Below are 23,666 nucleotides of genomic sequence, written 5' to 3' on the forward strand. Positions count from 1 at the left end.
TACCCATAGTAGCAAAATAGGGAAGGCTCTACAAGTGAATGTAGAGCCTTCAACATGAGAGCGAGAGGAATTATCTCTTATTCGAGAGGAGTCACGGCCTTCAATTCCAACTTGACAGCATACCCCATGGCGTCAAGATGCTGAACAATCTGCTCCAGACTGAACATATCAAGAGAAGGTTTCTGAACATCGGTCACCTGCCGAATGTGAGCACTATCAATAGGGGCGACAACTCCAGGCAGGATTTCCTGTCCCATCTGGGGTTGCGTCCCGAACAACATGAAGGCACCAATAAAAACCACCACAAACGCAGCAGCACTGGTAATCAAGGCTGGAACCAGTTTGATTTGAACCTTTTTGCGAAAAATGTGCATTTTTTTGTTTGTAGAAGGAAACCGGGTCTTCTCAAAGTAAGCAAGCACCCGATCCTGGCGAGCCTGTATGTCTGAGTCCCGTAACCTGGCATCATACATTTTCTGATGCAATGAGCGCAGCTGCTCCAAGCGTTGGCGACAGGCATTGCAGTAGGAAAGATGTTCCTGAACCTGGGTTTTCCAAGGCTCTTGCAACTCTTCGTCAAGATAGGTATTCAACAGTTCGTCATCCACACACATGCTCTACTCCTGGCTGAGAATCGACTCGAGCATTTTGCGTGCCCGATAGACTCGTACCTTCACGTTACTTTCGGAAATATGGAGCACACTCGCAATCTGCTTGTAATCCATGTCGGTATACTCTTTCATCACGATGACTAGCCGGAACTTCTCAGGAAGCTGATCTATTGCATCCTGAACGAGTTTGCGGGTTTCCTTCTCCACCAGTACCTGGGCGCCGTCGGAAGTATTGGCATGCATGGTGGGAAACTTCTTCAGCTTCTCAACCATGCCCATCTCCCGGGCTTTCCGTTTTACTTGGTTGATGGCAAGGTTTTTCGACACCCTGATCAGCCAATATTTGGCATCATCAAGAGTGGCAAACTCCATCCCCTTGTCAAAAAACCTGATGAAAGCTTCCTGGCAAATCTCTTCAGCAAGGTCCTGATTATTGGTTACGTGATAAACCACACGCATCAATATCGGGAATACCGCTTCATAGACCTGCTTGAACGCTCGCTCATCGTTGCTCTGTATTTCCATAACGTTAACAACTCACCAGTAACCAAGTTACATCTTTTTTTCCAAAGAGCTTCCCGAAGGTGTATCTTTGACAACATAGCCCATAGATTCCAATTCTGAACGCAATGAATCCGCAAGCGCCCAGTTTCTCGCCTTCTTGGCTTCTGTGCGTTGATCGAGCAACGCTAATGCCTGGGAAGGGAACGTTTGCTCCTCGGCCTTGGTAATTGAGTCGAACTTCAAACCAAACACTTGGTCGAAGAACAGACACAGTGAGTATTTCTCATCGATGCTCAGATTTTCATCCTTGAGAACTCCCCACAGGTCCGCAAGAGCTCGAGGAGTATTCAAATCATTCTGAATGTGCTGGAGGAACGCAGTTTGGTAAGCCAAGGCCTCATCGCGTTGCAACACTACCTGCTTAGCTCCCTGTGTGAGGAGATTCTGAATCCGATCATAGACATTGCGTCGTGCGGTACGGGCTGTGGACAGTGAATCAAAGCTGAACTTCAACTGGCTGCGGTAGTGCCCGCCAAGGCAGAAGTAGCGGTAATCCATCGGCTCATAGCCTTTACTCGTAAGCAGGCTCAAGGTAAGGAATTCCCCTTTACTTTTGCTCATCTTTCCCGTTTCATCAAGCAAAAATTCGCCATGCAGCCAGTAGTTGACCCAACCCTTGCCTGTAGCAGCTTCGCTTTGGGCAATTTCATTGGTATGGTGCACCGGTATTGCATCGATGCCTCCACAGTGGATGTCAAACGACTCGCCCAAGTAGTGCATGCTCATCGCCGAGCATTCGATATGCCAACCGGGAAAACCCCTGCCCCACGGAGAGTCCCACATCATGGCTTGTTCCCCATGTTTACTCTTGGTAAACCAGAGCACGAAATCCTTGCTGTTCTTCTTATTCCCGTCCACCTCGACATCCTCGCGCACTGCAGTTCTGAGCGCATCAAGGTCAAGTCTGGCAAGCTTGCCATAGTCGGGGATGGAATCAATGCTGAAGTATACATTACCGCCGCTTATATACGTATGCCCACCCGCTTCAAGGCGTTTGATTAAATCAATCATCTGCTGGACATGATCGGTGGCCTTGCAAACAGTGCTGGGCCTGATCATGTTCAGGTCATCATAATCCTTGAAGAAAGCTTCAGTATAGAAGGCGGCTATTTCCCATGCCGTGCGATTGGTTGTATGAGCCATCTTCTCAAGCTTGTCCTCACCGTCATCGCCATCTCCGGTCAGATGCCCGACATCGGTGATATTCATTACATGATTTACCGTGAATCCGGAAACACGCAAGGTTCGTTTTAGGAGATCCTCAAATAAAAAGGTCCGTAAATTGCCGATATGTGCATAATTATAGACTGTTGGTCCACAGGAATAGAGTCCTACTTCAGACTCTTTTATTGGATGGAATGGTTCCAAAGCTCGACTCATCGTATTGTAGAGAAGGACAGGCATGCAGAGCTCCTTTAGGTTGCCCACCCCAGAAAAAGGGGGTAAGATGTATCCATGCATATCAATGTACGCAATAGCGATGAAAAAATCAACCTTGATCACCTGCTCATCGAGCAGGTTGAACTGGCTATTCACTCTGGCATCCATACCGGCGGTAAAGCCGATCTGGCCGCCTACCCCTCCGATTTTGAGGAACTGAGAGCCCTTCTTGAGTATGCTCAGAGACAAAATCTTCCCATCACCGTCCTCGGTGGTGGAACAAATAGTCTGATAAGTGACAAAGGTATTGAAGGTCTGACCATCATCACCTCCCATCTCACCCGCCGCCATGTCCAAGGGCAGATGTTTTGCGTTCGCAGCGGTCTGCTTCTGGACCGGGCCATCGACTTAGCCATTGAGGATGGGCTGGGTGGGTTGGAGCTGCTGGGAGGTCTTCCGGGCACTGTCGGAGGGGCTATAGCAGGCAATAGTGGAGCCCATGGGATTCATATTGCTGATCTTTTATATTATGTCGATTACATGACCCTCGACGGGAAATTGCACCGAAAGCAGATTCACCGCGAAGATTTTTCCTATCGTAATACCCCTTTCTCCAACCGAAACGACATCATAATCTACGAAGCAGGATTCCGACTCTTTCCGATTACCCAAACCAACGAAGCCCGCAAGCGCAAGGATGAGGTGAAAGCCAAACGAAAGCAGAATGGGCAGTATGACAATCCAAGCATCGGCTGTATTTTCAAGAACCCACAAGGATTGCATGCCGGCCAGCTCATCGATGAATGCGGCCTCAAAGGGTATACGATCGGCGGGGCGAAAGTCTCACAACGTCATGCAAATTTCATTATCAATACCCATAAACGCGCGACCAGCGGTGACGTGAAAGAACTTATTGAGTATGTACGTCATCAGGTATTCGAAAAACACCAGGTCATGCTTGAGGAAGAGATTCACTATGTAGGCCGCTGGTAAGGACATAGGCGTACGAAATCGTCAAACCGTTTGAGGGATGGAACACAAGCCTAACCGAGCCCCAGCTGCGTTGAAAGATAAAGGTTGCAGCGAGTGAACAAGCTTGCCAAACCACATTTGACGACCCGCTGGTAAAGGATACAATCGGGCCTGGCTCGCCCGTAAAGCGCAAACCAACCTGCATGAAAGCTGTACTGTAGAAAAGTTGCATTTCCCTGTCACATGCACGAGATCCTTGTGCATCAAAGGCAAAGCTCTGTTCGTAGAGCAGCCGAATCTGTTTATAGGTTGCCTTGGTTTCAAGGGTCAGGTTCATCGTCTGATACTGGCCGCTGTAAATAGGTGCCAACCCCAGGCTTGTAGTCCATGTATGCTGCACCTCGAGTCCCTTGTGCTGTACCTGGATGCTCACCGTGCGCATTTTCAAATACCCTTGTCCCCTGAATTGGCTCTGAAGGGTCCACGGCCCAAGGTTGAGGCCCAACGTAGTAGAGAAATCGAGCCTTCGATACTCTCCCCAAAGCCCTTCCAAAACAAAAAATGCCCGGTTACCTTCATATGTATAGTGGACAATGCAGTTTTGACCGAAGAGGTACCGATCCCAAATACACTCGATTTCATCAGATTGGATGTTCTTTGGCCCAAACAGATAGAAAGCTGAGAACGAGCCGGCTCTCAACATGGCGGATTTCTGCTGATTCCCATCGTCCAAGAGTGCAAGTGAAAAACCAGGCCTCTGATACCGCAAGGCTTTCCACGACCGCTTCGAAAGAAATGCATAATCTGAAAGCCAAAGACTATCGGTGTAGGAGAATGCCCCATACATAGCAGAGACAAGTCTATCCTGTATGCTTTCGTCTCTCACGTTCGCCTTCAGTTCATATTGTAGGGCGAAGCTCTCATTCGAATAGGTATGGACAGCTTGGTAGAGCCCCTGCTGGGGAACCAAGGACAGATTGAGTATTTGTTGCCCGAAGAGCAGGGAAAACGGACAAAGCATCAAGCATACGAGAGCTACCTTCATGATAGGAAAAGACCTAGCACTTCCTGTTTTGCTTCAGGTTGATTATTCTGCTTAATAGTGATTTAATGACTTGGAATCAATCAACATTCCAAAGTATAGGTAAACCATACGAAACTATAGGAGTCTTTCATGGTAATTCTGACCCTGAATTGTGGCAGCTCTTCTGCCAAGTACCAAGTCTACGACTGGGCAAACAAGGATATTCTTGCTGTAGGTGTTGTAGAGAGAATCGGACTGGAATATTCCACTATCGAACATAAAGCCAACGGCAAGGAGGAGTACCACGCAGAGTTTTCCTCCCCCACCCATAAGGAAGCCATCGAACTGATCATCCGCATGTTGCTTGATGAAGAGTATGGCGTCATCAAGGACCTGAAAGAGATCGGAGCAGTCGGACACCGGGTTCTGCATGGGGGCGAGGTGTTCAAGCAGTCTGCATTGGTTACTGATGAGGTCATTGAACAGCTGAAGAAAGTCATCCCCCTCGGACCGCTTCACATGCCCGCCAACATCATGGGCATCGAGGCCGCCCGCAAGGCAATGCCCGATGTTCCCCAGGCTATTGTTCTGGATACCGCTTGGCACCAAACCATGCCCGATGAAGCGTTCATGTATGCCGTTCCGTATGAGTGGTACACCAAGTACAACGTACGACGCTACGGTTTCCACGGAACCAGCCACCTGTATTGTGCAAAGCGTGCTGCTGTAGTCCTTGGCAAAGAAAACAAGGATACCAACGTCATCATCTGTCATATCGGCAACGGAGCTTCCGTGTGTGCGGTAAAGAATGGTGTATGTGTAGATACCTCCATGGGTCTCACCCCGCTTGAGGGCCTGGTAATGGGCTCACGCAGCGGCGATATCGATCCGGCAATTATTCCCTATATGATGGAGAACACCGGTATGAGCGCCAGGGAGATGGACACCGCCCTGAACAAGAAGAGTGGTTTGATCGGCCTGTGTGGAAAGAGCGACCGCCGCGATGTACTCAAAGCAAGCCAGGAAGGCGACCATCGTGCAAAGCTGGCGATCGACATGGAGTGCCGCAGACTGAAGAAGTACATCGGTGGGTATGCCACGCTGCTTGATGGCAAGCTCGATGCAATCGTCTTCACTGCCGGTGTAGGTGAAATGGCTCGCCACGTCCGCCTGGGTGCCTGCAAGGGCCTTGAGGCGATCGGGGCAAAGCTTGATGAGCACAAGAACGACGTCTGCTTCAGCAGAAACGGTGAGTTTGAAATCAGCACCGACGACTCTGTGGTCAAGATTCTGGTAATTCCCACCGACGAAGAGCTGGTCATGACCGAGGATGCCTATGCCTTGATGAATGGCACCTACGATGTCCATACCAACTTCCATTATACGTTCGAAGAGAAGACGTATGTAAACAAGGGTCGAGAAAGGGATCTGAAAAAGAACCTCGTAAAGAATCCCGAGCTTGCATCCATTCTTGCCATTCCTCGCTAAGCAAATAGTACACTGCACATGGGGACGCCTTCGGGCGTCCTTTTTCATAGGTGTGAATAATCTGTGAAAAACCCTCTCAACTCTTGCCTTCTGAACGGATTGTATACTACCGTTACGGTATGAATACGATTCTGGTAGTTGAAGACGATTCTGATATCCGGGAACTGGAACGCTACACCCTCACCAGCAACGGCTACGCTGTCCTAGAAGCTGAACACGGCAAGCAGGCTCTTCAGGTCCTTGGAACACAAACCGTCGACCTGATCATACTTGATATCATGATGCCGGTCATGGATGGGCTTTCGTTCATCAAAACCCTACGCTTCTCCCTCAACGACACCACTCCCATCATTGTGGTATCGGCAAAGGGGGATGAGAGTGACATCATAACGGCTTTGGAACTTGGAGCCGATGACTACCTCACCAAACCATTCAGCATGAATGTGCTGAGCAGTAAAATCCGTGCCGTCCTGAGGCGCTTTGAACAGGTGCAAACCCCATCTGTGGTACACCATGCAGGCTTGGTCATGGACCAAACCAGGCACTTGTGCATGGTGGACAACCAAGAAGTCGAGCTTACCGCCACCGAGTTCGCACTGCTCTACCTGCTTGCCGGCAATGCCGAACAAGTCTTTACCCGAAATCAGATGATCACCAGGATCAAAGGAAGCGATTACCCCGTCACCGATCGATCCATCGATGTCCAAGTAGCAACCATCAGAAGGAAACTCGGTACGTACGGCTCAAGAATCAAAACTGTATGGGGTATTGGCTATTCCTACAAAGAGAACTGATTTGCTCGTTCACTCATTGCAGTTTTTTCAGTTCTCGATCGAGTTTCGCTAAAAAACTGGTGTCGTCTTCGCTGAACAGTGAAGCTTCCCTCTGGTTGGGAATCGTTTTGCCAATAACCGGGTCTTGACGGCTTTTCTCCTCATTTCTCAACGCTTTGCTGTAGGTTGTAGCATCACCAACTCCCCCAAGAACTGCTTCAGCGAGGGTTTGACTGGTTTCTACCACAGAAAGGAGTGCTGTTAATTCTGCATCCTGCAACAGAAACAGATGCTGCGTATCTTTCTCGCTGAGAGAGTCGGATGGATGGTGTTTTGCAAACAGCTGAAGTGCAGCAAACCTTGCCATTTGCTGACCCCGTTTTACCCCTGCCGCAGCCCATACGGCAAAATGCTCTGACTCATCCTTGATTACCACCTGTTCTTCACCCAACCGCAAAAGAGCCAGGGCGGCAAGATCGCCAGAGGGCATAAGCAACGGGGCTTGCCCTACCTTGCCAAAAAAATTCGCCTGACCGAGGGGGGTATCGGCTCTGCCACGGTAATAGCGGGGATGCATTCCCTGGTTATCCACAATACACAGCACATAGCGGTCATCCACAATATCGACGCCGCCCGTTTCATCGTGTTCTTCTTTCATGAAATGAGCATACCAACTCCTCGTACTTGTACCAGTGATAAAAGAAATCCTCTTTTGTTGCAACAAAGCGCAACTAGTGCTACAGTTTTTTTCATGGCTAGTTTGCTTGCTGCACTCAGTACGTACATCGATGAGGACACTCATTGCATCAGCATCACGGGAAGCGGAGGAAAAACCACCACCCTGATTGCACTCGCATCGCTGTACGCCCAGCGTGGCAAACGGGTTTTGGTCTCTACGACCACCAAGCTCGAGCTCCCTTCCAAACGAGACTACCTTTGCGACACCTACTTCAGCGATGAACGCATCCAGCTCTACAAACCATCAAAAGGGCAGAAGGTCTTCTATGCCCTCCAAGGCACAGAGAAGGCACTTGCTCCTCCCCTTGAAGAGCTACAAGCCTTTACTGCAACATACGATGTTCTGCTGCTTGAAGCTGATGGAGCACAGCACAAACCTTTGAAGCTTCACAGTGAACGAGACCCAGTCGTACCAGATTTCACCACCACAACGCTGGCAGTGGTCGGTATGTCCGGTTGGGATCAACCTCTTGGCCAATGTTGCTTTGGATGGGAGGGAGATCCCGATCGTATCGCAGATGAAAATGCCTATCTCCAGTTGTTGACGCATCCACAAGGCGTATTGAAAGCGGCAATAGGAAAAACGCTGGTGCTTTGCAATCAGGCGGAAAGCACAACGTTTGATACCATGTCCCACCTTAGCTCAAGGTATGACCGGGCACCGCTCTTTTTTGGTTCCATGCAGACCGACAGACTTTTTTACAGGAAGGTAGTATGAATACAATAGTAGTACAGCAGGCTGTCACGCTCATTGGTGAGGCCAAGAAATTTGTGTATATCAGCATCCTTAAAACAGAGGGTTCTGCAAGCCGAAGCCAAGGCTCGATGGTTGTCGATGAAGAGGGAACCATCACCGGTACCATCGGGGGAGGAGAGACTGAAGCCTATGCACAAAGGCAGGCCTTGGTTCTCTTACAAAACGGGGAGCCGTATCGGTATCTCAAGTACCAAGTTGCGCAGGCAGAAATTGCCGATGCCGGGACAGTGCACCTCTTGTTGCTTGCCTCTACCAACGAAGCTGTACAAACGGCTTTCCTGCAGTTCGGTGTATGGCAAGAACATCAGATGCACCATGTCATGGGCCTACAGATCCTGCCGTCGCTCTCCCTTTTAGGGCTCTCTGAAGGAGGGGCTACCATCGGCGATGTCCATGCTGAGTTCCTCACCCAAGCCAAGCAAGCACTCGCAGAGGACAGGGCACGCTACATACAAAATTCCAACTGGATGTGCCACCTGAGTGTGCCGGTCCAAGCGCATGGCCTGCTGCTTATCGGAGGTGGTCATGTGAATCAAGCGATAGCCAATCTTGCCCATTTTGTCGGGTTGTCCACCCAAGTGGTAGAGACGCGAAGTGAATTTGCGACAGCGGATTTATTTCCTCACGCCAAGCGACGCGTCGTTGCCCCGACCCTTGAAATGGCCCTGGGGGATGTGGACTGCAATCATCATACCGCTTGTATCATCGCAAGCCACGCGTTCGACCAGCAAGCCGCCAAACTGTTGCTGGAAAAAGATATTGCATACCTTGGGGTACTCGGCTCGCGTCACAAAGCTAAAAAACTTGTTACCTCTTTTCATCTCGATTCTGAGGCACTGGAAAAGCTTTACTGCCCTATCGGACTTGACTTGGCAAGTGAAACACCCCAGGAAATTGCTGTGTCGGTCATTGCAGAAGTCATGAAAGTATTTCATAACGCAAGCGGTGGCAGCATGAAGAACCTGGGCAAAAAGGTCGTATTGGTTCGGGGGGGCGGCGATTTGGCAACAGGAGTAATCCTCAGGCTTCATCGCAGTGGCTATCGGGTTATCGTTCTGGAGACCGAACAGCCGACAGTCATCCGAACCACCGTCAGCCTCGCCCAAGCCATGTATAGCGGTACGGTAATAGTCGAGGGCGTCCAAGCGCAACGTTGCAGCAGTGTCAAAGAGGCGTTCAACGTGCTGGATGAGAAGCGTATCCCCATCCTTTGTGATCCTGACATGCAATGCATTGCAGAAGTCAATCCCGTCTGTGTTGTGGATGCAATTATCGCGAAACGAAATCTGGGGACCCGCATCGACGACGCTCCGTTCGTCATTGCCCTCGGTCCGGGCTTTGAGGCGGGAGTGGATGCTGATGTGGTCATAGAGACCAAGCGGGGACACAGCCTTGGACGCATCATCAGAAAAGGGTGTGCTATAGCAAATACCGGCATCCCAGGCTTAGTGGATGGATTTGGCAAGGAGCGGGTGCTCCACTCCCCCAAAAGTGGAGTTTTCAAAGCTGCATGCAAAGTTGGGGATATAGTAAGTAAAGGCAGTATCATCGCCTGGGTGGATGGAGAGCCGATTGTCGCCCCGATTGATGGCAAGCTGAGGGGCTTGCTCAATTCGGGTCTTACTGTCAGTGAACATTTCAAGGTGGCCGATATCGACCCAAGGGGAGAAGAGGCTGATCATACTACAGTCAGCGAGAAGGCCTATGCCATAGCAGGAGCTGTACTTGAGGCCTTGGATGCGTTTCTCAACCGAGCATAAGCCATTGATTTTTTAAAACTTTAATGGATTAATACATTGCTTTCGGCTACACTGATACCATGCGCAGAATCTATTTGGACAATGCCTCCACCTCCTTTCCCAAAGCCGTGGGAGTAGTTCAGGCAATGAATGACTACCTGACTGAGAATGCAGCCAATCCCGGTAGGGGCAGCTATGAGCATGCCTTCCAAGCCATGGAAAATGTGATGGACTGCAGGGCCAAACTGGCTAAACTTTTTGGCTCGGACAACCCTCGCCTGGTAACATTCTCGCTGAATGTCACCACTGCCCTGAACACCTTGATTGCGGGCCTTCTGACACGTGACGACCATGTCTTGGTCAGCGGCGTAGAGCACAACGCAGTCATGCGAGCCCTGCATGTGCATGGTATTCCCTACTCAATCATTCCGTGCGACAGCGAAGGCAGACTTATCCCTGAGGCGATGCCGGCTCTGATCAAAGCTAAAACCAAGGCTCTCATACTGAGCAGTGCATCCAATGTAACGGGGACCATCCAGCCTATCCAAAAGGCGGCAATGCTTGCCCAAAGCTACGGACTTTGGACCTGCATCGATGCGGCCCAAGGAACACCCACCGTCGATTGCCGGCTCCAGCCCACCTTGATCGATGCAATCGCCTTCACCGGCCACAAAGGCCTTGCCGGACCGCAAGGAGTTGGGGGCCTTGTCCTCTCAGAGCAACTTGCAAACAACATAGTTCCCACCGTCGGAGGGGGGACGGGCAGCAGAAGTGACAGCTTTGCCATGCCCGAAACGTTTCCTGACAGACTGGAAGCGGGGACACAAAACATTGTAGGAATCGTCGGACTTTCTGCCGCATTGGATTTTCTGCCCAAGAAAGGCGATGCTGATCGTACAAGTTGCAGCCGATTACTCTCCTATTTTCTCTCAGACGGCCGAATCACCGTCATTGGGCCCAAAACCATGCAGGAGCGCACCAGCGTACTCAGCATCATCGTGCAAGGATTCGACCTTGCCGAACTTGCCTACCGTCTTGGATCGGAATATGGCATCCAGACTCGCTACGGCCTGCATTGTGCTCCCCTTGCCCACCAAAGCTTGGGAACGCTGCAGACGGGAACCATACGATTCAGCTGCGGTTGGGCGACGACGAGCGAACAGATAGACTATACCATTGCGGCAATGAAGGAGCTTTTATCGTGATTAACCCTACTTCCTACCAAGCACTGTTGCTTCACGCATTACAAAAAGGCGATGTCATTCGGAAAACACTGATAAGCGGCCCCTCTGTAGGCTGTGAGGAGCTCTCCCAGGATGGGCAGCTGCTTGCTTGGCGATATGACAGCGAACCGGACTGGGAAACTGGAGAGGTGCTGACAGAACTACTGCAAACCGACGTGGAACTGGTCATCTGCGGAGGCGGCCACATCGCTTTGGAGCTTGCAACGTACGCAAGGCGGCTTGGGTATCACACGACAATCATCGATGAACGAAAAGAGTATTGCAATCACGAACGATTTCCTTCTGAGAGCTGTCTGTGTGCGCCTTTTGAAGAAGTGTTGGAGTGCAAACAGACGTGGATCCGACCCTACTTCGTCATTGCTACGCGTGGTCACATGTTTGACCAAGTGTGTCTACAAAAAATTCTGAACCTTCCCCACCGGTATATCGGTATGATCGGCAGTAAAACCAAGGTTGCGGCAACCTTTTCAAATCTGCTGAGCCTTGGGTTTACCCAAGCACAACTTGATCAAGTCCACTCCCCGATCGGACTTCCCATCAAGGCGGTGACCGCCGCTGAAATCGCCATCTCCATTCTTGCCCAGATTATCCAGACAGCCCGATTGACACCGCAAGCAGTACAGCTGGACAGGAATCTGCTCACCCACCTTGCCCATAGCAGGCAGAGCTACGTCTTGGCCCGGGTGATAGAAAAAACCGGTTCGGCTCCCTGCGAGGTAGGCTTTCAGCTGGTAGTGTTTGAGGATGGAACGGTTGAAGGGACCATCGGAGGGGGTGCTGTGGAAGCCAAGGCACTAGAGACGGCCAAACAGATGCAAAAAGAGTGCACCATCGCCGAGCAGGTGGCCGTCTATAACCTGTCCAATGCAAAGGCCTCAGAGCTTGGGATGATTTGCGGGGGGATGGTGCGCGTGCTCTTTCAGCGGTGGTGATAGCCCTCTCCCACCATCTCATAGGCAAAGAGGTTTCTTGCGTCCTCCTCATTGTAGGCGAAATCCCAGCAGCCCATGCGGTGCAGCAAACTACCCCCGAACCCTTTTTTGAAGGAGTACAGCCCACTCATCGGATGGTCCTTTTCCTGGGAGGGTGATACACCAAACAAGTCATACTCGTTGCAGTTCCAGCTTTTTGCCAGCGTTATGGCACCCCACTGCAGGGCATAGGTGCTCATGGTGTTTCTCAGTTCTGACGATGAAGCGCCATAGAGATAGGTCGCTCGATTCTTCGAGCGGCTGAGGAACATGGCACTCAACGGTTTTCCCTCAAAAAAGGCCATGAGCAACGTCACTCCGGCACTCTCATCCGAAGGTCCGTAGAGGGATTCAAAAAAAGATCGGTCATGCAGATTGATGCGATTGCGTTCACACGTCTCGCGATACAATGCATAGAAGGTATCGAGGTGGTCGTGTCCCACCTGACGTACCTCCACTCCTTTTCGCAATGCTAGATTGATGTTGTAGCGCGTTTTATAATGCATTCTTGAGAGTATTTCTTCCTCACTAGGCCTGAGGTCGATGAGCATGGTATCGCTGGGAAGTTGGTTGGAGACAGACTTTTGCAAGTTGTGCCTGCTGGTACCCCAATTCAATCTCAGGTTCTGCAGTGACAGCGGTAAATCCTCATCCTCCCAGATGGTGCGCCAAGGAAGGTCATACCGCAACAGGATGCAGTGTCGTGGCAGCTTCTGTTGAAGATTCATGGATAGCTCTTCCAAGAATAGCCCCATGCGGTCCTCTTGGGGACTGAGTACCGGCCCGTAGGGTACATAGCCGATGGTCTGCTCCCTGTTGACAGGCACCAGTTGCACCAGCACGTCGTCCAGGACATAAGAGGAGGCTGGAGACCCCTGCAAGTCTTCTGAGCGGACTTTCAAATCGAAAGCTTTCGTTTCGAAACCTTGTTTTTGTTTTACTTGTGACCAAAATGAGGATTGATGCAACAGCGGAGTATCATAGAGGTACGCAGGTTCTTTCTCCTGCACACTGACGTTCATCGCATGCTCCCTAATATGATTTTTGGAAAACCATATCACGAAAAGAAAAAAGAAGGAAGAGCGGATGAAGATATGAGAAAACTATGAATTTGGTGCCTCATCCTTGTGTCCCTCACTTCATCCTTGCTACAGTACACCTATGCACAATCCTTTCCTTGTTTGGGAGTTGGTACCATGAAATTTTCAAGCATCCGTTCCAATCTGCTTGTTTCCACCCTTCTCATCCTCCTCTTGAGCCTTATTCTCAGTTTCGGTTTCTCCAATCGGGCATTCAACGCTGCACTGAGGGAGACCACCTATGCCGAACTGCAAGAGAATGGCGAATACCTCAGAAATCTCATCGCACAGTATTCACATCCATGGCAGGAAGGGCACTTCGATGCATACGCCCAATCCACGGCAACCAGAATCACCCTGATCGCACTAGACGGGGTGGTGCTCTTTGACTCCGAATACCCGCTTTCTGATTTGAACAACCATCTGTATCGACAGGAAGTACAGCAGGCTTTATCCACGGGAAGTTCCCAGAGCGAGCGACCCAGCACCACTGAAAACCTTCCTGTTCTGTATTATGCCCTCTCTATAGAAGGCCATCCCAGCATCGCAGTTCTGCGCGTTTCCAAGACCTTGAACCAGCTGAAAGGGTTCCAACAAACCTATCAGAATCTGTTTCTTGCAAATTTGACAATTCTTGTAGTTCTGGGCTTACTCATAGCCACAATATCGATTCTCTTGATCACCAAGCCCTTGAAGAAAATACAAGACTTGGTTAAACGCTATTCCCAAGGGCAACTCAAGACATCACTAACCATCCAACGTCCCAGGGAAATGGCCGAACTTGCAACATCGCTTCAGCAAATGGCGCATCTGTTGCGTACCAATATGGAAAGCGTAGAGACGGCGCACAATCGGCTTAAGGCCATTCTGGACAACCTGCATGAAGGCATTCTCCTCTTGGACACTACACTTACTGTCGAGGTGGCCAACCAGGAAGCAGCCAAGCTGCTGAATGGGAATCTTTTGGGTCGCCGCCTCAGTGAGGTGATCAGTGCACCTCAGGTCATTGCACTTTGCAACACTTGCTATAAGGAAGGTGGAAGCAATTCCCTTACCATAGCGCAATACAACCATCTCTATGGGCAGACCGCCTCTGTAATCGGAAAGCGAAAAACAAAAACCCTTCGATTCCTCTGTTCAGCGCTTACCACCGATTCAGGGCAAGTCAACTCACTGGTTGTTTCCATCCAGGATATGACCGAACTCACCCGCTTGGAGCAAATACGAAAAGATTTTGTCGCAAATGTCTCCCACGAGCTGAAAACACCCATTACTTCCATTACGGGATTCTCAGAGGCCCTGCTGCAAGCAAAGAACGATCAGGAATACCAACGATTCACCCAAATCATCCATCGCCAGGCTGCAGGCATGCAGAGAATCGTCGATGACCTGTTGCTGCTTTCCAGCCTCGAACAGACAAACGCCCATCCAACCATGGCTTGGACACGCATCGAGCAGATACTTGAGGAGACCGTTCAGAGTTGCAAGTATCGATTCGAGGAGAAGCAGAGTACGCTGAGCCTGGTGGTGGATAATCCATCGGAGTACGAAGTTCTCTGCAACGGGATGCTGCTCACCCAGGCTCTTACAAATCTGGTAATCAATGCACTGACCTATTCCGCCGAACGATCCGTCGTCGTGCTTGGTTGTCACGTGGATGATGAAACAGCCACCTTCACGGTCAAGGATGAAGGAATCGGGATACCCAAAGAAGATCAGGAACGAATTTTTGAGCGGTTCTACCGGGTGGACGCGGCACGCAGCCGAAGCCAAGGGGGAACCGGGCTGGGACTTTCCATCGTCAAGCACATCACTGCTGTGCACCATGGTAGTGTTGCGGTGCAAAGCGAGGTAGGAAAAGGCAGCCTGTTTATTCTCAAGCTGCCTCGAAGTGGCTCAATATTGCAGGAATTGGAAGAGCGCAGTGATTCGTTGTACCACAACGCCCCATAATACAGGAATCAGACTCTCGGGATGGCTTGATTCTGCAGTTTCGGTCCATTGAGTTTGGGGCGCTGCCCTTTCTCCATGTAGACAATCCAGCGGCAGATGGTCGTCACGTGATCACCGAGGCGCTCCATTTCCTTGGTCAGATAGTAGAGATTTAAAATCCGTTCCATCTCTTTCTCCGTCTCAGGCTTCAGTGCATACAAATCACGATTGAGGTCATCACGCAGCTGATCCATCTGGTCATCCATGGCAGCCACCTCGATAGCCTTCTCAGCCTTGACATCGATGAAGGCTTCCACTGCACGGCGCGTCATGGTAGCCCCGAGCAAGGCCATCTCGCTGATGCGCTGGACAAAGGGGGCAAACTGCGGAGACTCCTCCCACCTTGTCATTTTTGCGAGGTGGGCGGCATGGTCTCCCATGCGCTCCAGACTGGAAACAATTTTCATACCTGCAATAATATGGCGCATATAATGGCCGTACGGAGCTTCGCTGATAAGCAGACGTACCCCGTCGTTCTCCACCATCTCCTGCAGTTGGTCTATGAACCAATCATTGGCAATGACTTTCTTTGCCAATTCCTCATCGTGATTGCTGAACGCTGCATGGGCCAACAGGATTGACTCCTCCACCCTGTTCACCATCTGGATCAACAACTCCTGAAAAAACCGCATTTTCTCATCCAGCATACTGGTATGTTTTTCGTCCATGTCGTACCTCCTTCGATCAACCGAATTTTCCCGATATATACTCTTCAGTCTTCTTGTGTACCGGATTGAGGAACAGTTGCTCGGTTGCTTCGTACTCCTGTAGGTATCCGGTTCTGTTCTGATCCACCATGAAAAAGGCCGTGTAGTCGGAGACACGGCTGGCCTGTCCCATATTATGTGTGACAATGATGATGGTGTAGGACTGCTTCAGCTGAAGGATCAGCTCCTCAATTCTCGAGGTGGCGATGGGATCGAGTGCTGAAGCGGGTTCATCCATGAGTATCACTTCCGGTTGTACGGCAATGGTACGGGCGATGCACAGCCTCTGTTGTTGCCCGCCGCTGAGGCGCAGGGCATTCTGCTTGAGCTTATCCTTGACCTCATCCCACAAGGCAGCTCTCTGCAGGCTGGTCTCAACCAATTCATCGTAATCGCCCCGGTATCCATTCACCCGTGCTCCCCAGGCAATATTCTCATAAATGGATTTGGGGAACGGATTGGGTTTCTGGAAAACCATGCCGATTCGTCTTCGAATCAGAACGGGATCGACAGATTTCTCGTAGAGGTCCTGTCCATTGAACAAGACCTTGCCTTGCAGTGTTGCACCGCGAATCATGTCATTCATGCGGTTGATGCTTCTCAGCACAGTACTTTTTCCACATCCCGAGGGCCCGATGAACGCGGTGACCTGATGCTCATAGATTTCCATACTTGCATCCTTCACCGCATGAAAGGAGCCATAGCGGATGTTGACATTATCAAGGCTGATAATGGTTTTCAGAGGCTCCACACTGCTCTCACTTTGGAAGGGCAGCTGCAGATTCTCGGCCAAATTGGTAGTATTCATGATTCCATCCTCTTCTTCTTGGATAGTTTGTCTCGTAGTATGATGGCGCTGCTGTTCAGAGCCATGAGCAGGATCAAAAGGGCAATGATCGCAGCTCCCGCCACATTGCGATATGCACCCTGGGGTCGTGCGGACCACTGATAAATCTGAATGGGCAATGTCGTAAACTTGGAAAAAATTCCTGAAGGGTCGACACTGATGAACGTGGATGCTCCGATGACCACCAAGGGAGCTGTTTCTCCAAGGGCCCTTGAGAGGGCAAGAATGGTCCCGGTAAGAATCCGGTCGATTGAGACCGGCAATACCTGCCCCCAAATGGTCTGCCATTTGGTTGCCCCAATACCATAACTGGACATTCTCAGGGTATCAGGGACGGCTTTCAGTGCTTCTTGGGTGTTGATGATGATAATGGGCAACACGAGCAAGCCCAGTGTCAGGCCACCACTTAGGATGGTTCTTCCATTGGCGGTGGAATCGGCAACCCTTGAGAAGAATGAGCCGCTGGTAAAACCTTCCATCGCCCGGACAAAGACTGCCAACCCCAATAGGCCATAGATGATCGAAGGCACGGCGCTGAGGTTGAATATATTAAGCTGCAAAATCCGGGATACTTTCGTATCGGGGGCATATTCCTGCAGATAGACAGCCGAGCCGACCCCGATGGGAAAGGCAAACAGGAACGTGATTAGAATAATCCACAACGAGCCCAGCAAGGCGGTTCTGATACCTGCATACAAAGGATTTGCACTCTGGTCGGCTACGAGGAAGTCAAAGGTAAGCCAGCTCTTGAATGTCAGATGCGCGCCTTCCTGTTCAGAGAGGTATGCATCGATTTGTCCCTGGTTCACCAAGGAATCCCAAAGGCCCCACGTCCTGAGAACGGTGGGCTTGATCACATGCTGCTCGATAAGGGCGATCAAATCCTTGTCGGAGCGGTCAGCGATAGGTTTCTCGTACTCCACACGCCGAAGGATGCCGCCCGAGAGCCGGCTCTTTGCAACCTGTTCAAGTTCCAGATGAGAAAACTCGGAGAGGTGCTGCTTGCCTGCAATAAGGGTTTTCGGTTCAACATCATACTGCAGGGCAGCAAAACCGAAGGTGGAGTCGATGACCGAGACCAGCAACAACACCAGGAACAGAATCGCCAGGGAAGTTGCCAGCAAAAAGACTGCCTGCCAAACCACCGAGGCTCTTCTTCGCTTCTCCATCAACCGGAGAACATTCTCTTGTGTGCCAAATGCGAAGGAACTTTGCATATTATTCATACTCCTGATGGAACACGTTGGAAATCTTTCGGGATATCAGATTCAGCGTAAAGGTGATCAGAAAGAGCACCAGACCAAGGGCGAAAATGCTGTTGTAGTCAACAGAGTTGTAACTGACATCCCCCCCGCTGATTCGTACGATGTACCCGGTAATCGTCTCAGCTGCCTTGAAGGGATCGGCAGTCAGTTTCGGACCAGCCCCCGCGGCGAGAGCGACAACCATCGTCTCTCCGATTGCCCTTGAGAGAGCTAACAGGAAGGTAGCCGAAAGACCACTCAATGCGGCAGGAATTACCACTTGGAAGGTGGTTTCAATCTTTGTCCCTCCCAATGCATAGGAGGCCAGACGCAACTCCTTGGGCACCGAGCTGATTGCATCCTCGGCCATGGTGGCAATCAAAGGGAGGACGAGAATGCCGATTACCAAGCCGGCGGAACCAGTGTTGTAGATTTCCACGCGCTCTTGTCCAAACAGCATTCGTAAGAGTGGCGTCATGAAAGTAAGGGCGAAATACCCATAGACGATGGTCGGAATGCCGGCTAGCACTTCCAACGTGGGTTTAAGAATGCCCCGCATGCGGTCACTCGCATATTCTGCAAGGTACACTGCCACAAACAGCCCTACGGGGATGCCCAGCAACATCGCTATGATGCTGGTGGTGAAGGTTGCGTTGAGCAAGGGAAGAAAGCCGAACTGGTCGATCATCGGCTGCCAATCCTTACCGGTTAGAAACCCCAGCAGATTGACTTTCGGATCGCTGAAGAACAGATAGGACTCACGTAGCAAAATGACTACAATCCCGACAGTAATCAGTAAGGAAAACAGGGCGAATAAAAACATGATTGCTTCGATGATCCGTTCATGCAATCGATGTTTCTTTCTGAACTGTGTATTTTGGGTCGGCATAGATGCAACATCCTTTTCAAGGAAGGCCATAGGCCGCATACTGCGGCCTATACCCTCTTTCAATCTCATTTCTTAGTAGGTGCCGTTCATTGCTTTGAGCCAGGTCTGGCGACCTTTCTCAAGTTCCTCGTCATTAGCCGGGAAGTACCCTACACCGATGACCTCTTCATTGACATAGCTGAGGTAGAAGTCGATGAAGGCTGCAACCTGGCTCTTACTTCTCATGATCTGTGCATCACTGTAGATGAAAAGCGGCCTTGCCAAGGGATAGGTCCCGTTGTCGACATTCGCCTTGCTTGCTTGTACGGAGTTGATCGAGAGGATGCTAAGGCTGTCTGCATTCTCGGCGTAGTAGGCATATCCGAAGAATCCGACGGCGTAGGGAGAACCCTTGATTCCCTGTACCAGAATGTTGTCATCCTCACTGAGTTGCAGGTTCTGGGCTGAAAGCATCGGCTCGGGATTGTTCTTGAACACTTCTTCACTGAAGTAGTCGAAGGTGCCGCTATCGGTTCCGGGGATGAAGCGCTGGATCGGTTCATTGGGCCAAGCGGGATTTACGTCAGACCAATTCTTGGCGGTACTGAACAGTTTGGCCAGCTCTTCCTTGGTAACATTCTTTGCAAAGGTATTCTGGTTGCTCACCACGACAGCAAGGGCATCGGTGCCGACACGGAACTCGATGGGAGAGCGGCCGATGAGCTTGGCAGCCTCGATTTCCTTGGCCTTGATGGCGCGGCTCGCATTGGCGATATCGGTTTCACCGGCTACGGTAAAACGCTCAAAGCCTGCACCGCTGCCTATGGAATCGATGGTGATGACACCGCTGTAGCCTTCCTGCTTGAAACGCTCAGCCATTCGTTCGGACAAGGGATACACGGTGGAACTGCCGGCTGTGATGATATTTCCGCTTACCTTGATCGGGTTGACACCGGGAAGTCCATTGACTCCCTGTTCTTCAACCCAGGCGAATTGAGTAGTTTCCTGCGGTTTTGCTTCCTTCGATCCTGCACCAAAGACGGGAAGCATCAGAAGAGCCAAAATGGCGATCATTACGATAGTTGCTTTTTTCATGGTTTCCTCCATATTGGGAACTGTGATGGCCATAGCGTACGGGCAATATATGAGAAAAGTGTGCAGAGACCATGAATATTTCATTGAACATTGCAGGGGCCCTACCCCTTTCCTCTTTCGTCCAACCTCAGTACCTTATAGGTATGGCAAAGAAACTTCTTTTTTATCGCTGTCCAGTCTGTCACTCGCTTGTGGAGCTCATCGATAACGGAGGTCACTCGCTGACCTGTTGCGGGCAGAGCATGCAACTGCTTACCGCAAAAACCGAGGACCAAGCCGATGAGTATCATTTGCCCGTGTTGAAGCATCGTTCAGGACTCTTGTATGTGGAGGTAGGCAAAAAGCCCCATCCGCAGAGTGAGGACCATCAGATCACCTGCATCGTTCTTGTCACCAAGCAGACGATCAGGCGCAGCGACATCAAGAGCAACAGCCCTGCAACGACGGTATTCACCGATAAAGATCATGGAGATGTATATGTCTACTGCAATGTCCACGGACTCTTCAAAGTCTCATTCTAAATCCCTGCTTGTCGTCATCGACATGCAACAGGATTTCATAAGCGGGAGCCTGGGCTCCAAGGAAGCTGAAAAAGTAGTCAGCAAGGTGGAACAGAAAATCAGTCGGCACGAAGGACTGCTTGCCTATACCTTGGACACCCATCAAAGCGACTACCTTGCAACCAGTGAAGGCAGGCATCTGGCAGTAGAGCATTGCATCAAGGGAAGCGAAGGCCACTCGTTGGTGCCTTCACTTCAGCGTTTGCTCAGTACTGCACACTGTTTTGAGAAACCAACGTTTGGTTCCGTTGCACTTGCACAGTGGATTTCCCTGCATCCTGAGATCAGTCAGGTACAGCTGGTTGGGGTCTGTACCGACATTTGCGTTGTTTCCAATGCGTTGCTTATCAAGGCGTTCTGCCCTGAGCTTCCCATAGTGGTTGATAGTGCTTGTTGTGCAGGAACCAGTATACAAGCTCATCATGCAGCACTGGAGACGATGAGGTCCTGTCAAATAGAAGTATTTTAGGTCGTTTGCCCGTAACCCGATGGACAAACTCACCGCCTGCCTTGTAGGATACGATATACAGACATCCCTAGAAGGAGGCTGCTCATGGAACAGTCCTTATCGTATGTTCTGGTGACACCCTATACGGTCGCAAAAAGTAGAACCGGCGGGGTACTATCCAGACTCCTCTCCCGCATTTCATTGGAACTAGTCGGCGTGCAAATGGTTGCAATGGACCAACAGTTCGCCAGTGAATATGCAAGTATCATCAAGAATAGAAAGAAAGTCGAAGGTTTCAAGATATCCGATCTGCTCTCTGACTATATCGAACAGAGCATGGGTCCATCCCTTGGCGTGCGGCATCGCTCACTTTTATTGTTGTTCAAAGGCGAAAATCCCTGTGAACAGCTTTCCCAGGTGGTGGGTTCTTTCCAGAAAGAGACCGGAAGCGTTGAAACCGTTATCGGAGAATCGATTCGCGATACCTATGCCGATTTGATTTTCACCGATGAGAGCCAGGAAAAAGTCAGATACTTTGAGCCTGCAGTAATTACTGCCCAGTCCCAGATAGAAGCTGATGCCACCCTTGCCCTTTTCAAACCCTGGCTTGCAGTTCAGAGCAACATCATCATTAACAGACCCGAAGAATATTATGCCGATGTACAGCGGACATTGGTCATCATCAAGCCGGACAACTGGAAGTATGCTTCAAGCAGACCCGGTATGATCATCGACATGTTCAGCCGCAGCGGGCTGAGAATCGTCGGTATCAAGGTACTCAAGATGTCCGTCAACCAGGCACTACAGTTCTATGGTCCCACCAAGGAAGGGCTGAAGGCCAAACTTGCACCCATCTACGGCATGCAGGCACGAGAGTTGCTCGAGCACGAGTTCAATGTGCACCTCGATGTGCAGATGCAGGACATTCTGACCAGCAGCTTCGGCGACAAGTATTCGGAAGAGCAGTTCGAGCGGATTGTAGAGTTCATGGCAGGACTCAAACCCAGCGAATGCAAGCCTGAGGACTTGGACAAGCCCGGTTTGGTCAAATGCATGGTCCTCGTCTATGAAGGCAAGGATGCGGTGCAGAAAATCCGCACCATTTTGGGGGCGACCGACCCGAACAAGGCTACAGCAGGTACGATCAGACGAGAGTTTGGTTCCAATATCCGTGTCAATGCTGCCCACGCCAGCGACTCTGCAGAGAATGCACAGCGTGAGATGGGCGTCCTGAAAGCTGAGGAAAACTTCTGTTATTCCCTGATTTCGGAGTATTTAGCCTCTAAGGCAGCCGCTTCTCACCTGTAAGAGACCTGAGATGCGTTGCGTCCTGGGTTACTTCCATGCAACCTAGGTACTCACCATCAGTACTACGCACTGCGTAGTACTGGATGTGGATGAATTTCCCTTTCATTACCAGATAAAATTCAGCCGAATCCTCCCTCCCTTCTTTGAAGGAGTCGAGGATGGCTTGGACGGTATGCACACTCTTGGGAGGGTGGCAGTTTTGTACCAACCGTCCGATGACTTCGGGTGTACGCACAAATATGCGATGCGGTGGGTCTGAATAGAACTTCAGGCGGTCATCGCTGCCGATGAAGGCGATGTCAAACGGGAGAATCGAGAAAATTCGTTCCAACTCCTCTTGCGACAGGGCCCCGGTTCTGCTCACAAATTTCTTGAACGGTGATTGCATCGGTCCCACTTCCTGCTGCGTTGAAAGCGCACGGTATGCTACGGGAAGCAGAATATATTGCTCCCGATAACTCAGAATTCCAACCTGTACATAAAACTGGCCGAAGACCTTCCATAGTGCTCCAAGGTCCTTGCCTCCATAAGCAAGTACTTCCTTCTGGAAACCAAGGGCTGTATCCTGAATCGCCCACATCAACTTGACACAACTATGCTCGGTGCTTGCTTTCTCAAAGAGCGGAAAGAGCTCATTCTGCAACCGTGCATAGTGCTCTTTGATCAGATGAAAAGAGGCTGTTTTCTCCAGCAGAGGGGAAAGGTCTGCACTCTTTTGCTTTTGCAGCTCTTTTGCCAGGGTTTGCAAATCCTCCATATATCGGACAATCCGCCGATTCTCCTCATCGAGGGAGGCAAACAACGAATACTGGGGATAGCGGGGCAGGCTTTGGCTTTCCAAGCCTTTGCCGACGGAGCGTATGAATCGGGCAACAGCGGCGGTATACACCGTTACATCCCTAGTAGCAGAGAGTATCGACTCAAGAGCGCTGTTTGCTTCGAAGGCAGTAGCGCTTTCCAACACACCGGCATACCTCAGATAGGTCTCTTTATCGGTCGTACCACTACAAAGGAGGCCTAAATAGTGCTTCAGTTGCTCAATGCGATGATCTGGATTGTGTATCAGTTCCATGCGGTCTCTCCTGATTCAAGTGTGTAGCAAGCAAGTCTTTCCTGCAAGGACAAAATCAAAAAATGACAGGAGCTGCCTCTTTCGGTTTCTCCCTATGCAGAGTATGCTAATATCGTCGATTGCAATTTTTGGGGTGTGGTACAACAAAATCTTGCTACGAACTTGTGCTATGCCCCGCATACTCT

The 23,666-nt window shown here is 50.6% G+C and carries 23 protein-coding genes; 11 read left to right on the top strand and 12 right to left on the bottom strand.

Annotated elements, in window-relative coordinates; all coding sequences use genetic code 11:
* Window positions 1–77: 77 nt before the first annotated feature.
* Genes SPIBUDDY_RS08460 through cysS form a run of 3 tightly spaced genes read right to left on the bottom strand, consistent with a single transcriptional unit; the run spans window position 78 to window position 2,579 of the window.
* Window positions 78–614 carry an anti-sigma factor family protein gene (locus SPIBUDDY_RS08460; RefSeq protein ID WP_013607339.1) on the bottom strand — a complete coding sequence of 179 codons (537 nt, stop codon included), beginning with the start codon at window positions 612–614 and terminating at the stop codon, window positions 78–80.
* A gap of 3 nt (window positions 615–617) precedes the next feature.
* A complete protein-coding gene (locus tag SPIBUDDY_RS08465; protein ID WP_013607340.1) occupies window positions 618–1,136 on the bottom strand; it encodes an RNA polymerase sigma factor in 519 nt (172 codons plus the stop codon).
* A 27-nt stretch (window positions 1,137–1,163) separates the two neighbouring features.
* Entirely contained in the window at window positions 1,164–2,579 is a 1,416-nt protein-coding gene (cysS, locus tag SPIBUDDY_RS08470) for a cysteine--tRNA ligase (RefSeq protein WP_013607341.1), read from the bottom strand.
* 51 nt (window positions 2,580–2,630) lie between these two features.
* On the opposite strand from cysS, the gene murB reads away from it, so the two are divergent.
* Window positions 2,631–3,548, top strand: coding sequence for a UDP-N-acetylmuramate dehydrogenase (gene murB, locus SPIBUDDY_RS08475; protein ID WP_013607342.1), 918 nt, complete (start codon window positions 2,631–2,633; stop codon window positions 3,546–3,548).
* On the opposite strand, the gene SPIBUDDY_RS08480 is transcribed toward murB, so the two are convergent.
* Window positions 3,508–4,572: a hypothetical protein gene (locus SPIBUDDY_RS08480; protein ID WP_013607343.1), complete on the bottom strand. Its 1,065-nt coding sequence runs from the start codon at window positions 4,570–4,572 to the stop codon at window positions 3,508–3,510. The genes murB and SPIBUDDY_RS08480 overlap by 41 nt on opposite strands.
* Window positions 4,573–4,701: 129 nt before the next feature.
* Here SPIBUDDY_RS08480 and SPIBUDDY_RS08485 point away from each other — a divergent pair, with 129 nt between their 5' ends.
* Together SPIBUDDY_RS08485 and SPIBUDDY_RS08490 are read left to right on the top strand one after the other, a co-directional pair.
* A complete protein-coding gene (locus SPIBUDDY_RS08485; RefSeq protein ID WP_013607344.1) occupies window positions 4,702–6,039 on the top strand; it encodes an acetate kinase in 1,338 nt (445 codons plus the stop codon).
* Between the two features lie 119 nt (window positions 6,040–6,158).
* Window positions 6,159–6,833 carry a response regulator transcription factor gene (locus SPIBUDDY_RS08490; protein ID WP_013607345.1) on the top strand — a complete coding sequence of 225 codons (675 nt, stop codon included), beginning with the start codon at window positions 6,159–6,161 and terminating at the stop codon, window positions 6,831–6,833.
* A gap of 13 nt (window positions 6,834–6,846) precedes the next feature.
* Here the strand turns inward: SPIBUDDY_RS08490 and SPIBUDDY_RS08495 are convergent, their stop codons facing one another.
* Window positions 6,847–7,470: a hypothetical protein gene (locus SPIBUDDY_RS08495; RefSeq protein ID WP_013607346.1), complete on the bottom strand. Its 624-nt coding sequence runs from the start codon at window positions 7,468–7,470 to the stop codon at window positions 6,847–6,849.
* 93 nt (window positions 7,471–7,563) lie between these two features.
* Here SPIBUDDY_RS08495 and yqeC point away from each other — a divergent pair, with 93 nt between their 5' ends.
* The 4 genes from yqeC to SPIBUDDY_RS08515 are packed head-to-tail and all read left to right on the top strand — an operon-like array spanning window position 7,564 to window position 12,222.
* Window positions 7,564–8,268 (top strand): selenium cofactor biosynthesis protein YqeC, encoded by a 705-nt coding sequence (gene yqeC, locus SPIBUDDY_RS15695; RefSeq protein ID WP_013607347.1) that lies wholly within the window; start codon window positions 7,564–7,566, stop codon window positions 8,266–8,268.
* Entirely contained in the window at window positions 8,265–10,067 is a 1,803-nt protein-coding gene (gene yqeB, locus SPIBUDDY_RS08505; protein ID WP_013607348.1) for a selenium-dependent molybdenum cofactor biosynthesis protein YqeB, read from the top strand. The genes yqeC and yqeB overlap by 4 nt, the downstream gene beginning before the upstream one ends.
* 59 nt (window positions 10,068–10,126) lie before the next feature.
* Complete coding sequence (locus SPIBUDDY_RS08510; RefSeq protein WP_013607349.1) at window positions 10,127–11,251, top strand: aminotransferase class V-fold PLP-dependent enzyme; 1,125 nt, start codon at window positions 10,127–10,129, stop codon at window positions 11,249–11,251.
* Window positions 11,248–12,222: an XdhC family protein gene (locus SPIBUDDY_RS08515; protein ID WP_013607350.1), complete on the top strand. Its 975-nt coding sequence runs from the start codon at window positions 11,248–11,250 to the stop codon at window positions 12,220–12,222. The genes SPIBUDDY_RS08510 and SPIBUDDY_RS08515 overlap by 4 nt, the downstream gene beginning before the upstream one ends.
* Here SPIBUDDY_RS08515 and SPIBUDDY_RS08520 read toward each other — a convergent pair.
* A complete protein-coding gene (locus SPIBUDDY_RS08520) occupies window positions 12,210–13,283 on the bottom strand; it encodes a lipid II:glycine glycyltransferase FemX (protein ID WP_013607351.1) in 1,074 nt (357 codons plus the stop codon). The two genes, SPIBUDDY_RS08515 and SPIBUDDY_RS08520, sit on opposite strands and share 13 nt — an antisense overlap.
* Before the next feature lie 174 nt (window positions 13,284–13,457).
* On the opposite strand from SPIBUDDY_RS08520, the gene SPIBUDDY_RS08525 reads away from it, so the two are divergent.
* Window positions 13,458–15,293, top strand: coding sequence for an ATP-binding protein (locus SPIBUDDY_RS08525; protein WP_013607352.1), 1,836 nt, complete (start codon window positions 13,458–13,460; stop codon window positions 15,291–15,293).
* Window positions 15,294–15,301: 8 nt separating this feature from the next.
* Here the strand turns inward: SPIBUDDY_RS08525 and phoU are convergent, their stop codons facing one another.
* The 5 genes from phoU to SPIBUDDY_RS08550 all read right to left on the bottom strand — a co-directional run bounded on the left by phoU (window position 15,302) and on the right by SPIBUDDY_RS08550 (window position 20,093).
* Window positions 15,302–16,000 (bottom strand): phosphate signaling complex protein PhoU, encoded by a 699-nt coding sequence (gene phoU, locus SPIBUDDY_RS08530; RefSeq protein ID WP_013607353.1) that lies wholly within the window; start codon window positions 15,998–16,000, stop codon window positions 15,302–15,304.
* Between the two features lie 16 nt (window positions 16,001–16,016).
* Complete coding sequence (gene pstB / locus SPIBUDDY_RS08535; RefSeq protein ID WP_013607354.1) at window positions 16,017–16,847, bottom strand: phosphate ABC transporter ATP-binding protein PstB; 831 nt, start codon at window positions 16,845–16,847, stop codon at window positions 16,017–16,019.
* Window positions 16,844–18,103, bottom strand: a complete 1,260-nt coding sequence (gene pstA / locus SPIBUDDY_RS08540) for a phosphate ABC transporter permease PstA (RefSeq protein ID WP_013607355.1) — start codon at window positions 18,101–18,103, stop codon at window positions 16,844–16,846. Before pstA ends, pstB begins: the two co-directional genes overlap by 4 nt.
* Before the next feature lies 1 nt (window position 18,104).
* Window positions 18,105–19,019, bottom strand: coding sequence for a phosphate ABC transporter permease subunit PstC (gene pstC / locus SPIBUDDY_RS08545; protein ID WP_013607356.1), 915 nt, complete (start codon window positions 19,017–19,019; stop codon window positions 18,105–18,107).
* Between the two features lie 72 nt (window positions 19,020–19,091).
* On the bottom strand, window positions 19,092–20,093 hold the full coding sequence (locus SPIBUDDY_RS08550; protein ID WP_013607357.1) for a PstS family phosphate ABC transporter substrate-binding protein: 1,002 nt from the start codon (window positions 20,091–20,093) through the stop codon (window positions 19,092–19,094).
* A gap of 143 nt (window positions 20,094–20,236) precedes the next feature.
* Here SPIBUDDY_RS08550 and SPIBUDDY_RS08555 point away from each other — a divergent pair, with 143 nt between their 5' ends.
* The 3 genes from SPIBUDDY_RS08555 (at window position 20,237) to SPIBUDDY_RS08565 (ending at window position 22,409) form a co-directional block, all read left to right on the top strand.
* Window positions 20,237–20,614 carry a desulfoferrodoxin family protein gene (locus SPIBUDDY_RS08555; protein ID WP_041381261.1) on the top strand — a complete coding sequence of 126 codons (378 nt, stop codon included), beginning with the start codon at window positions 20,237–20,239 and terminating at the stop codon, window positions 20,612–20,614.
* Window positions 20,571–21,122 carry a cysteine hydrolase family protein gene (locus SPIBUDDY_RS08560; RefSeq protein ID WP_245523761.1) on the top strand — a complete coding sequence of 184 codons (552 nt, stop codon included), beginning with the start codon at window positions 20,571–20,573 and terminating at the stop codon, window positions 21,120–21,122. The genes SPIBUDDY_RS08555 and SPIBUDDY_RS08560 overlap by 44 nt, the downstream gene beginning before the upstream one ends.
* A gap of 84 nt (window positions 21,123–21,206) precedes the next feature.
* Window positions 21,207–22,409, top strand: a complete 1,203-nt coding sequence (locus SPIBUDDY_RS08565) for a nucleoside-diphosphate kinase (protein ID WP_013607360.1) — start codon at window positions 21,207–21,209, stop codon at window positions 22,407–22,409.
* On the opposite strand, the gene SPIBUDDY_RS08570 is transcribed toward SPIBUDDY_RS08565, so the two are convergent.
* Entirely contained in the window at window positions 22,384–23,481 is a 1,098-nt protein-coding gene (locus tag SPIBUDDY_RS08570) for a PAS domain-containing protein (RefSeq protein WP_013607361.1), read from the bottom strand. The genes SPIBUDDY_RS08565 and SPIBUDDY_RS08570 overlap by 26 nt on opposite strands.
* Window positions 23,482–23,666 lie beyond the last annotated feature (185 nt).

The organism is Sphaerochaeta globosa str. Buddy, assembly GCF_000190435.1.
Taxonomy (GTDB): domain Bacteria; phylum Spirochaetota; class Spirochaetia; order Sphaerochaetales; family Sphaerochaetaceae; genus Sphaerochaeta; species Sphaerochaeta globosa.

What these genes read in the sequence shown, in the direction of transcription:
- SPIBUDDY_RS08555 (WP_041381261.1), top strand. Translation starts at nt 20,237, where the DNA reads ATGGCAAAGAAACTTCTTTTTTATCGCTGTCCAGTCTGTCACTCGCTT.
- SPIBUDDY_RS08510 (WP_013607349.1), top strand. Translation starts at nt 10,127, where the DNA reads ATGCGCAGAATCTATTTGGACAATGCCTCCACCTCCTTTCCCAAAGCC.
- SPIBUDDY_RS08565 (WP_013607360.1), top strand. Translation starts at nt 21,207, where the DNA reads ATGGAACAGTCCTTATCGTATGTTCTGGTGACACCCTATACGGTCGCA.
- cysS (WP_013607341.1), bottom strand. Translation starts at nt 2,579, where the DNA reads ATGCCTGTCCTTCTCTACAATACGATGAGTCGAGCTTTGGAACCATTC.
- SPIBUDDY_RS08480 (WP_013607343.1), bottom strand. Translation starts at nt 4,572, where the DNA reads ATGAAGGTAGCTCTCGTATGCTTGATGCTTTGTCCGTTTTCCCTGCTC.
- SPIBUDDY_RS08485 (WP_013607344.1), top strand. Translation starts at nt 4,702, where the DNA reads ATGGTAATTCTGACCCTGAATTGTGGCAGCTCTTCTGCCAAGTACCAA.
- phoU (WP_013607353.1), bottom strand. Translation starts at nt 16,000, where the DNA reads ATGGACGAAAAACATACCAGTATGCTGGATGAGAAAATGCGGTTTTTT.
- pstA (WP_013607355.1), bottom strand. Translation starts at nt 18,103, where the DNA reads ATGCAAAGTTCCTTCGCATTTGGCACACAAGAGAATGTTCTCCGGTTG.
- SPIBUDDY_RS08520 (WP_013607351.1), bottom strand. Translation starts at nt 13,283, where the DNA reads ATGAACGTCAGTGTGCAGGAGAAAGAACCTGCGTACCTCTATGATACT.
- SPIBUDDY_RS08495 (WP_013607346.1), bottom strand. Translation starts at nt 7,470, where the DNA reads ATGAAAGAAGAACACGATGAAACGGGCGGCGTCGATATTGTGGATGAC.
- SPIBUDDY_RS08490 (WP_013607345.1), top strand. Translation starts at nt 6,159, where the DNA reads ATGAATACGATTCTGGTAGTTGAAGACGATTCTGATATCCGGGAACTG.
- SPIBUDDY_RS08460 (WP_013607339.1), bottom strand. Translation starts at nt 614, where the DNA reads ATGTGTGTGGATGACGAACTGTTGAATACCTATCTTGACGAAGAGTTG.
- SPIBUDDY_RS08550 (WP_013607357.1), bottom strand. Translation starts at nt 20,093, where the DNA reads ATGAAAAAAGCAACTATCGTAATGATCGCCATTTTGGCTCTTCTGATG.
- yqeB (WP_013607348.1), top strand. Translation starts at nt 8,265, where the DNA reads ATGAATACAATAGTAGTACAGCAGGCTGTCACGCTCATTGGTGAGGCC.
- SPIBUDDY_RS08465 (WP_013607340.1), bottom strand. Translation starts at nt 1,136, where the DNA reads ATGGAAATACAGAGCAACGATGAGCGAGCGTTCAAGCAGGTCTATGAA.
- pstC (WP_013607356.1), bottom strand. Translation starts at nt 19,019, where the DNA reads ATGCCGACCCAAAATACACAGTTCAGAAAGAAACATCGATTGCATGAA.
- yqeC (WP_013607347.1), top strand. Translation starts at nt 7,564, where the DNA reads ATGGCTAGTTTGCTTGCTGCACTCAGTACGTACATCGATGAGGACACT.
- murB (WP_013607342.1), top strand. Translation starts at nt 2,631, where the DNA reads ATGCATATCAATGTACGCAATAGCGATGAAAAAATCAACCTTGATCAC.
- pstB (WP_013607354.1), bottom strand. Translation starts at nt 16,847, where the DNA reads ATGAATACTACCAATTTGGCCGAGAATCTGCAGCTGCCCTTCCAAAGT.
- SPIBUDDY_RS08560 (WP_245523761.1), top strand. Translation starts at nt 20,571, where the DNA reads ATGTCTACTGCAATGTCCACGGACTCTTCAAAGTCTCATTCTAAATCC.
- SPIBUDDY_RS08525 (WP_013607352.1), top strand. Translation starts at nt 13,458, where the DNA reads ATGAAATTTTCAAGCATCCGTTCCAATCTGCTTGTTTCCACCCTTCTC.
- SPIBUDDY_RS08570 (WP_013607361.1), bottom strand. Translation starts at nt 23,481, where the DNA reads ATGGAACTGATACACAATCCAGATCATCGCATTGAGCAACTGAAGCAC.